Below are 8,954 nucleotides of genomic sequence, written 5' to 3' on the forward strand. Positions count from 1 at the left end.
TGGACCGGGCACATAACGCGGAGGCCAGGAGGCTCGCGGCCACGTACCCTTTTACGTTGTGCCGAATGCCAACAATGACCCCCAGATCCAGCAGGCCCCTCACACGGTCGCGCCGGTCGCCGAAGACCTCGGCCGCCGCTTCCAGGAAGCCGGCTTCAAGCTCGCCCTCGTCGGCGGCTCGGTCCGTGACACCCTGCTCGGCAGGCTCGGCAACGACCTGGACTTTACGACCGACGCCCGCCCGGAACAGGTGCTGAAGATCATCCGGCCCTGGGCGGAGGCCGTGTGGGAGGTCGGTATCGCCTTCGGCACCGTCGGGTGCATGAAGGACGGCTTCCAGGTCGAAGTCACCACCTACCGGTCCGAGGCGTACGACCGGACCTCCCGCAAGCCCGAGGTCTCCTACGGCGACACCATCGAGGAGGATCTGGTCCGCCGCGATTTCACGGTCAACGCGATGGCCGTCGCGCTGCCGGGAAGCGTCTTCGTCGACCCGTACGGCGGCCTCGACGACCTGGCCGGACGGCTGCTGCGCACTCCCGGTACGCCGGAGGACTCCTTCTCCGACGACCCGCTGCGGATGATGCGCGCCGCGCGCTTCGCGGCCCAGCTGGACTTCGAGGTCGCTCCCGAGGTCGTCGCCGCGATGACGGCGATGGCGGACCGTATCGAGATCGTCTCGGCGGAGCGGGTGCGGGACGAGCTGAACAAGCTCATCCTCTCGGACAACCCGCGCAAGGGTCTGCGGCTGCTGGTCGACACCGGGCTGGCGGAGCGGGTACTGCCGGAGCTCTCGGCGCTGCGCCTGGAGCGTGACGAACACCACCGGCACAAGGACGTCTACGAGCACTCGCTGACCGTCCTGGAGCAGGCCATCGACCTGGAGACGGACGGCCCCGACCTGGTGCTGCGGCTGGCCGCGCTGCTGCACGACATCGGAAAGCCGCGGACCCGGCGCTTCGAGTCCGACGGCCGGGTCTCCTTCCACCACCACGAGGTGGTGGGCGCGAAGATGACCAAGTCCAGGATGGCCAAGCTCAAGTACCCCAACGACATGATCAAGGACGTCGCGAGGCTCGTCGAGCTGCATCTGCGGTTCCACGGGTACGGCACCGGGGAGTGGACGGACTCCGCCGTCCGGCGTTACGTGCGGGACGCGGGCCCGCTGCTGGGCCGGCTGCACAAGCTCACCCGGTCCGACTGCACGACACGGAACAAGCGCAAGGCGGCGGCACTCTCCCGTACCTATGACGGGCTGGAGGAGCGGATCGGCGAGCTCCAGGAGCGGGAGGAGCTCGATTCGATCCGCCCGGACCTGGACGGCAACCAGATCATGCAGATCCTGGATGTCCCGCCCGGTCCGGTGATCGGCAAGGCCTACCAGTTCCTGCTGGAGCTGCGGCTGGAGAACGGCCCGATGGCCGAGGAGGACGCGATCGCCGCACTCAAGGAGTGGTGGGCGACGCAGGGCTGACCGCTCCGGCGGATGCGATGTTCCACGTGGAACATGGCACGGCCCGGATAGGCCCGGATAGGCCCGGACAGCGAGAGGGGCGATGTTCCACGTGGAACATCGCCCCTGCGTGCGTCCGTGAACCGGGTGGGACCAGGTGGGACTACTTGTCCTTCAGGCAGAGCAGGAAGTCGCTGCCGCTACCGGACTCGGTGTACTGGTAGCGGAAGTCCGGTGCTGCCGCCGAGCACTTCTCTCCGGCCTCGGTGCTGCCGTACGTGCCACTAATCACCGCCAGCACCTTGTACTGCGCCTTGGCGTCCGTGCAGGAGACGACCTCCAGGTCCGGGTTGGTGTTGCTGGTGCTACCTCGGTGCATGCAGTCGCCGACGGCGGCCGTGCTGGCGCTCTTGTCGAGCGCGTTCACCCCGATGATCGCGGCGATCACGATGAGCGGGACCAGGACGCCGTAGGCACCCACCCGCCCGAAGATCGGCTTTCCGGGCTCGCGGGGCGGTCCCCAGCCGCCGGTGGGCGCGGGGAGCTTGTTGAACTTGCCGCGTGCGCCCAGGTTGATGAGCAGGGTGACCGGCGTGATGACGAACGAGGCGATGCCCCACCAGCCCTGCCACAGGGTCTTGGTGGTCATGTCGCGGTGCGTGGCTATGCCGCAGGAGCGGCAGTAGTTGGCCTTCAACTTGAGGAATCGCATGATGACCAGGAAGCCCTGGTGACCGCGGACCGTGGCGTGGACTGCGGGGTAGCCACCGCAGAAGGTGCACGCGCCGGGCTGGGCTCCCTGCTGGGGATACGGCTGCGCCCCCTGCTGCCCGAACGGGTTGCCGCCCTGCGGCGGTTGCGGCTGGCCGTACGGGTTCCCGCCCTGGGGCGGCTGCGGCTGCCCGTACGGGTTGCCGCCCTGCTGGTACTGCGGTGGCGGTGAAGTGGTCATGGGTGTCCCCCGAATGGGATGTATGAGCGACGTAAGAACGGGCGAACACTACTGGAGACCCCTGACACGGAGCATCGCCAGGGCCACCACCGCGTACAGCAGGGCCAGTAGGGCGATCAGCAGAGCGGACCGGCCGTCCGGCGGAAGCATCAGGGCGGCGACCGCCGCGGCGCCGACGAAGGCGACGTTGAAGGCCACGTCGTAGAGCGAGAAGACCCGTCCCCGGTACGCGTCGTCGACCGAGGACTGGACGACGGTGTCGGTGGCGATCTTGGCGCCCTGGGTGCAGATGCCCAGGGCGAAGGCGGCCACCAGCATGGGCGCGGGGTCGAACGGCAGGGCCAGCGGCGGGAGAAGCACGGCGGCGGACCCGGCGCAGACCGTGATCCAGCCGGCGGTGCCGAAGCGGGCGGTGGCCCAGGGCGTGACGACGGCGGCGGCGAAGAAGCCCGCACCCGAGACCCCCACCGCGAGTCCGAGCAGGGCCAGCCCACCGCTGCCGTCGTCGCCCGGCCGGTCCGACGCGGTGTTCCAGGCGTAGCGGCACAGCATCAGCAGGACGACGGTGAGTGCGCCGTAACAGAAGCGCAGGGCGGTCATGGCGGCCATGGCCCGCACCGCGGCCGGGCGGCTGCGCAGATGGCGCAGCCCCTCCGCGAGGCCGTGCACGGTGCCGGTCAGCGCTGTGCCGAGGCGTGGTTGGACGAGGTCCGGGTCGGGGCCGAGGAGGTCGCGGTCCAGGGCGAGGGCGGCCAGGCCCGCGCAGAGGTAGACGAACGCGGCGAGCAGCACCACGGTCGCGTCGGCTCCGGCGCCCTTGGCGAGGCCGAGGTGGACGAGGAAGGCGAGGCCGCCGCCGGCCGTCGCGGCCAGCGTTCCCGCTGTCGGCGACAGCGAGTTGGCCATCACGAGCCGCTCCCGGTCCACGACGCGCGGCAGCGCGGCCGACAGCCCGGCCAGGACGAAGCGGTTGACGGCGGTGACGGACAGCGCCGACAGATAGAACAGCCAGTCCGGGACATGCGCCAGGATCAGCGCGGCCGTGCCGCAGGACAGCACCGCGCGCAGCAGGTTGCAGTACAGCAGGACCTGGCGGCGCCGCCAGCGGTCCAGCAGCACCCCGGTGAACGGCCCCAGCAGCGAGTACGGCAGCAGGAGCACGGCCATCGCGGAGGCGATGGCGGCGGGGGACGCCTGCTTCTCGGGCGAGAACACGACGTACGTGGCGAGCGCGACCTGGAAGACGCCGTCGGACAGTTGGGACAGCAGGCGCACCGCGAGCAGCCGCCGGAAGTCGCGCAGCCGCAGCAGTACGCGGAGATCGCGCACAACAGCCATGGGCACAGCCTCACATGACGCGTCAGGCCCCGGGTGCACCACCCGGGGCCTGACGGTTACGCGTCGTGCGTGATCGGCGGTTCAGCGGCGATCAATGGCGATCGGCGGTTACGTGCCGATCGACCGGTGAGCCAGAGCCGGCTGGGCTCAGCGCTCGACCTCGCCCTTGATGAACTTCTCGACGTTGTCGCGGGCCTCGTCGTCGAAGTACTGCACCGGCGGGGACTTCATGAAGTACGAGGACGCCGAGAGGATCGGGCCACCGATGCCGCGGTCCAGGGCGATCTTCGCGGCACGCACCGCGTCGATGATGACGCCGGCCGAGTTCGGGGAGTCCCAGACCTCGAGCTTGTACTCCAGGCTCAGCGGGACGTCACCGAAGGCGCGGCCCTCGAGGCGGACGAACGCCCACTTGCGGTCGTCGAGCCACGCCACGTAGTCCGACGGGCCGATGTGCACGTTGTCGGCACCCAGGTCGCGGTCGATCTGCGAGGTGACGGCCTGCGTCTTCGAGATCTTCTTCGACTCGAGGCGGTCGCGCTCCAGCATGTTCTTGAAGTCCATGTTGCCGCCGACGTTCAGCTGCATGGTGCGCTCCAGCAGGACACCGCGGTCCTCGAAGAGCTTCGCCATCACACGGTGCGTGATCGTGGCGCCGACCTGCGACTTGATGTCGTCACCGACGATCGGCACACCGGCCTCGGTGAACTTGTCCGCCCACTCCTTGGTGCCGGCGATGAAGACCGGGAGGGCGTTGACGAACGCGACCTTGGCGTCGATGGCGCACTGCGCGTAGAACTTCGCAGCGACCTCGGAGCCGACGGGCAGGTAGCAGACGAGAACGTCGACCTGACGGTCCTTGAGGATCTTGACGATGTCGACCGGGGCCGCGTCCGACTCCTCGATGGTCTCGCGGTAGTACTTGCCGAGACCGTCGTGGGTGTGACCGCGCTCGACGGTGACACCGCTCTGCGGAACGTCGCAGATCTTGATCGTGTTGTTCTCGCTGGCGCCGATGGCGTCCGCGAGGTCGAGGCCGACCTTCTTCGCGTCGACATCGAAGGCGGCCACGAACTCGACGTCACGCACGTGGTAGTCACCGAACTGCACGTGCATGAGGCCAGGCACGCGGCCGTTCGGGTCGGCGTCCTTGTAGTACTCGACACCCTGCACCAGCGACGCGGCGCAGTTGCCCACGCCAACAATGGCTACGCGAACCGAACCCACGGTTGCTCCCTGTGTAATCGTCACGCGGTTCCCCGGTCTCCGGGTTGGCCGCCATGTTCTTGAGTGTTGCGGTCTTGTGTGTTGTCGTCCTGCTCGGCCGACGGGCGCGTGGTGCGCCCGTTGCGCTCGGTCTCGATCAGCTCGTTGAGCCAGCGGACCTCGCGCTCCACCGATTCCATGCCGTGCCGTTGCAGCTCGAGCGTGTAGTCGTCGAGCCGCTCACGGGTGCGCACCAACGAGGCGCGCATCTTGTCCAGGCGTTCCTCGAGGCGGCTGCGCCGCCCCTCGAGGACGCGCATCCGAACGTCCCGTGACGTCTGGCCGAAGAAGGCGAAACGAGCCGCGAAGTGCTCGTCCTCCCATGCGTCCGGCCCTGAGTGGGCGAGGAGCTCCTCGAAGTGCTCCTTGCCCGCCGTGGTCAGCCGGTAGACGATCTTCGCCCGGCGGCCGACGAGGGGAGCGGCCAGCGGATCCACGTCCGGAACCGTCTCCTCGATCAACCAGCCCTGGGCGACCAGCGTCTTCAGGCAGGGATAAAGGCTGCCGTAGCTGAACGCGCGGAACACACCGAGCGAGGTGTTGAGCCGCTTGCGCAGCTCGTAACCGTGCATCGGGGATTCGCGCAGCAGGCCGAGAACAGCGAATTCGAGGATCCCGGAGCGCTTGCTCACTGCCCCCGCCTCTCCGTCCTGGCCACCGCTGAACCCGGGTCCGCCCCGGTGTGTGGTGGTGCTTGTGCCGACTCGATGTATCGAGTCGATACATCGCGACGATAGAACGGCTTGATCTATCTGGCAAGGCGGCCCGCGGTGACCGGTGTCACATCGGGAAACCTGTGAAGGCCCAGCCGCCCGTTATGTGATGAAGGTTGGTGTCACAGGGCTTTTGAGCCTGCGTACTCTGTTCGCCATGCAGAGCACCGGGAACCCTGTGACGCGCGTGAGCGTCTTGGTCCTGGGTGCAGTGCGGCCTGACACTGCCGCACTCAGGGGGACCCACGGATATTCATTGCCGCCTTCAGGCGATCCCGCCTGTTCTAGGAGTAGCTGTTCATGAGCGATCACCGTCGCAAGTCGCCGCAGTCGCCCGGCGGCGGCCGCGCAGCCGCCCGGCGCGGAGCGCAGCAGCAACCGCCGCCGCCGTCCGGTGGCCGGCGCGCCGCAAACCCGCCGTCCCAGGGACCGTCATCGGGCGGATCCGCCGGTGACGGGCCTTCCTATCCCGGCCGCGCGGCTGCTCGCCGTGCTTCGCAGGGCGGTCGCCGCCGTGCGGCGACCGCCGCCGAGGGCGCGGGTGTCGCGGAAGGCGCGGGCGGTTCCGGTGGCGGCGGGCGCCGCAGGACCGGCGGTGGTGGCAGCGGCAGCGGCAGTGGCAGTGGTCCCGGCCGTCCCCCGAAGAAGCGCTTCATCGACTATCCGCGCTGGGGCAAGACCGGCTGGCGCCACTGGATGCCGTCCTGGAAGCAGGTCACGTCGCTGACCATCGCGTTCCTCGGCACGCTGGTCGGTATCGCGGGCATCGCGTACGCGATGGTGAAGGTCCCGAACGTGAACCTGGCCGCCACCGCGCAGAACAACGTCTACTACTGGGACGACAACACCCCGATGATCGCGACCGGCGGGGAGATCAACCGCCAGATCGTGCCCATCGAGGCGATCCCGAAGGCGATGCAGAACGCGGTCATCTCCGCGGAGAACAAGAGCTTCGAGGGCGACAGCGGCGTCGACCCCATGGGTATCGCGCGAGCCCTGAAGAACATGGCCACCGGCGGTGAGGTGCAGGGTGGTTCGACGATCACCCAGCAGTACGTCAAGAACTCCCGGCTCGACCAGTCGCAGACGATCACTCGTAAGTTCAAGGAACTGTTCATCTCGATAAAGGTCGGCGCCAGTGTGAGGAAGCCGGACATCATGGCCGGCTACCTCAACACCTCCTACTACGGGCGGGGTGCCTACGGGATCCAGGCCGCGGCCCGGACGTACTTCGGGGTCGACTCCGACAAGCTCAACCCGAGCCAGTGCGCGTTCCTTGCCGCGCTGCTCAAGGGCCCGACGTACTTCGACCCGGCCGGTGCGGTGGACATCGACCAGCACGCCACCCCCGAGGCCAACAAGGCACGGTCCATGGACCGCTGGAAGTGGATCCTTGACGAGGAGGTCAAGGACGGCCGCCTGGAGCCCGCGGATCGCGCGAAGTACACGGCGTACCCGATGCCGGGCCCGGTGAAGAAGAACGCGCAGATGGCCGGGCAGATCGGCTATCTGGTGGGGCTGGCCAAGTCCTACGTCACCAGCAACACCAACGTCACGGCCGACATGCTGACCAAGGGCGGCTACCAGATCCACACCACCTTCAACAAGAAGAAGGTGGCGGAGCTGGAGGCGTCGATCAAGGCGGTCCGCGACAAGAACCTGAAGCCGGACACCCGCAAGGACACCTCGGGGAAGAACACCACCCTGGACAAGGACGGCGGGTTCGTCGACAAGTTCGTGCAGTTCGGTGGCGCCTCGATCAACCCCAAGGACGGCGCGATCATCGCCATCTACGGCGGTACCGACGCGACGCAGCACTTCACCAACAACGCCGACGAGACCGGCGCGCAGGTCGGGTCCACCTTCAAGCCGTTCGTCCTGGCGGCCGCGATGACGCACGGATCGCGTGACCCCAAGGGGGGGCCGGAGCAAGGTGACGACGAGCGCACCAAGGTCTCGCCGAAGAGCATCTTCAGCGGTAAGAACGACCTGAAGATCAACACCTACGACGGCAAGCCCTGGCACGACAACAAGGGCGACGAGTGGACCCAGCCGAACGACGACGGCGAGTCCGAGGCGAAGGTCACGCTGCGCGAGGCCATGGAAAAGTCGATGAACTCCCCCTACGTCCAGCTCGGTATGAACGTGGGCACCGACAAGGTGCATGACGCCGCGATCGCGGCGGGTCTGCGGCCCTCCTCGTCGAACGGTCTGAACGACTACAAGAACAGCGTCACGTACTCGATCGGCACCTCGTCGCCCAGCGCGATCCGGATGGCCGGGGCGTACGCGACGTTCGCCGCGAACGGCACGCAGAACGACCCGTACTCGGTCACCAGCGTGTCGGACAAGAGCGGACAGATCTACAAGCACGAGAAGAAGTCGAAGGTCGCCTTCGAGACGAACGTGGCCGACACCGTCACCAACGTGCTGCAGGGCGTGGTCCAGAAGGGCACCGGCGAGCCGGCGAAGCTCGACGACGGCCGCGAGGCCGCGGGCAAGACCGGTACCACCGACGACAACAAGTCGGCCTGGTTCATCGGCTACACGCCGGCGCTGTCGACCTCGATCGGTATGTGGCGACTGGACGACAAGGCCGAGGCCAGCAAGAAGACCTTCCTGTCGATGTACGGGACCGCCGGCAAGGCGAAGATGCACGGTAATTCGTTCCCGGCGCAGATCTGGCACGACTACATGACCGAGGCCCTCAAGGGCACCCCGAAGCAGACCTTCAACGAGCCGTCGAGCGATCCCGGCGAGGTGATGTACGCGCCGGGCACCAGCCCGACGCCCACGCCGTCGCAGACGACGCCCAGCCAGACCCCGTCGACGACCAAGCCTCCGACGACGCCCACGACGACGCCGCCCACGTCGCCGTCGAACACGCCGAGCGGTACGCCGCCGACGTCCTGCGGGCCGCTCGACTGGCCGCCGTGCAACCACACACCCGGTGGTGGCGGCAGCACCTCGCCCACGCCCTCGACCACCCCGCCCCGCAACAACGGCGGCGGTGGGAACAACAACGGTTTCTCCGACTGACGGATGAGCCGTCAGCAGTGCGGCCGGGGCCGCGGAGGGCCAATGCCCTCCGCGGCCTCCTGCCTTCCGGGGCCATGCGGCAGGATGTCCGGCATGACGAGCGTGCGCGAAGACGACCAGCTGGAGGCCCTCGTGCCGCCGACCGACGAGGATCCGCTGGCCGCATCCGCCAGCGAGGTCATCGGCGGGCCGC

The 8,954-nt window shown here is 68.2% G+C and carries 6 protein-coding genes; 2 read left to right on the forward strand and 4 right to left on the reverse strand.

Features of this window, described 5'->3' with window-relative positions:
• The first annotated feature begins 58 nt into the window (after positions 1–58).
• Positions 59–1,474: a CCA tRNA nucleotidyltransferase gene (locus G3I60_RS27065; protein ID WP_138351161.1), complete on the forward strand. Its 1,416-nt coding sequence runs from the start codon at positions 59–61 to the stop codon at positions 1,472–1,474.
• A 142-nt stretch (positions 1,475–1,616) separates the two neighbouring features.
• Here the strand turns inward: G3I60_RS27065 and G3I60_RS44680 are convergent, their stop codons facing one another.
• The 4 genes from G3I60_RS44680 to G3I60_RS27085 all read right to left on the reverse strand — a co-directional run bounded on the left by G3I60_RS44680 (position 1,617) and on the right by G3I60_RS27085 (position 5,641).
• A complete protein-coding gene (locus G3I60_RS44680) occupies positions 1,617–2,405 on the reverse strand; it encodes a hypothetical protein (protein ID WP_203673914.1) in 789 nt (262 codons plus the stop codon).
• Positions 2,406–2,453: 48 nt separating this feature from the next.
• Entirely contained in the window at positions 2,454–3,743 is a 1,290-nt protein-coding gene (locus tag G3I60_RS27075) for an MFS transporter (protein ID WP_138351160.1), read from the reverse strand.
• 147 nt (positions 3,744–3,890) lie between these two features.
• Positions 3,891–4,970 carry an inositol-3-phosphate synthase gene (locus G3I60_RS27080; RefSeq protein ID WP_138351159.1) on the reverse strand — a complete coding sequence of 360 codons (1,080 nt, stop codon included), beginning with the start codon at positions 4,968–4,970 and terminating at the stop codon, positions 3,891–3,893.
• 20 nt (positions 4,971–4,990) lie between these two features.
• Positions 4,991–5,641, reverse strand: a complete 651-nt coding sequence (locus G3I60_RS27085) for a PadR family transcriptional regulator (protein ID WP_164295679.1) — start codon at positions 5,639–5,641, stop codon at positions 4,991–4,993.
• A gap of 381 nt (positions 5,642–6,022) precedes the next feature.
• Here G3I60_RS27085 and G3I60_RS27090 point away from each other — a divergent pair, with 381 nt between their 5' ends.
• Positions 6,023–8,761 carry a transglycosylase domain-containing protein gene (locus tag G3I60_RS27090; RefSeq protein ID WP_164607820.1) on the forward strand — a complete coding sequence of 913 codons (2,739 nt, stop codon included), beginning with the start codon at positions 6,023–6,025 and terminating at the stop codon, positions 8,759–8,761.
• The last annotated feature ends 193 nt before the right edge of the window (positions 8,762–8,954 follow it).

This window comes from Streptomyces sp. SID13666 (genome assembly GCF_010548325.1).
In the GTDB taxonomy this organism is placed as follows: Bacteria; Actinomycetota; Actinomycetes; order Streptomycetales; family Streptomycetaceae; genus Actinacidiphila; species Actinacidiphila fildesensis.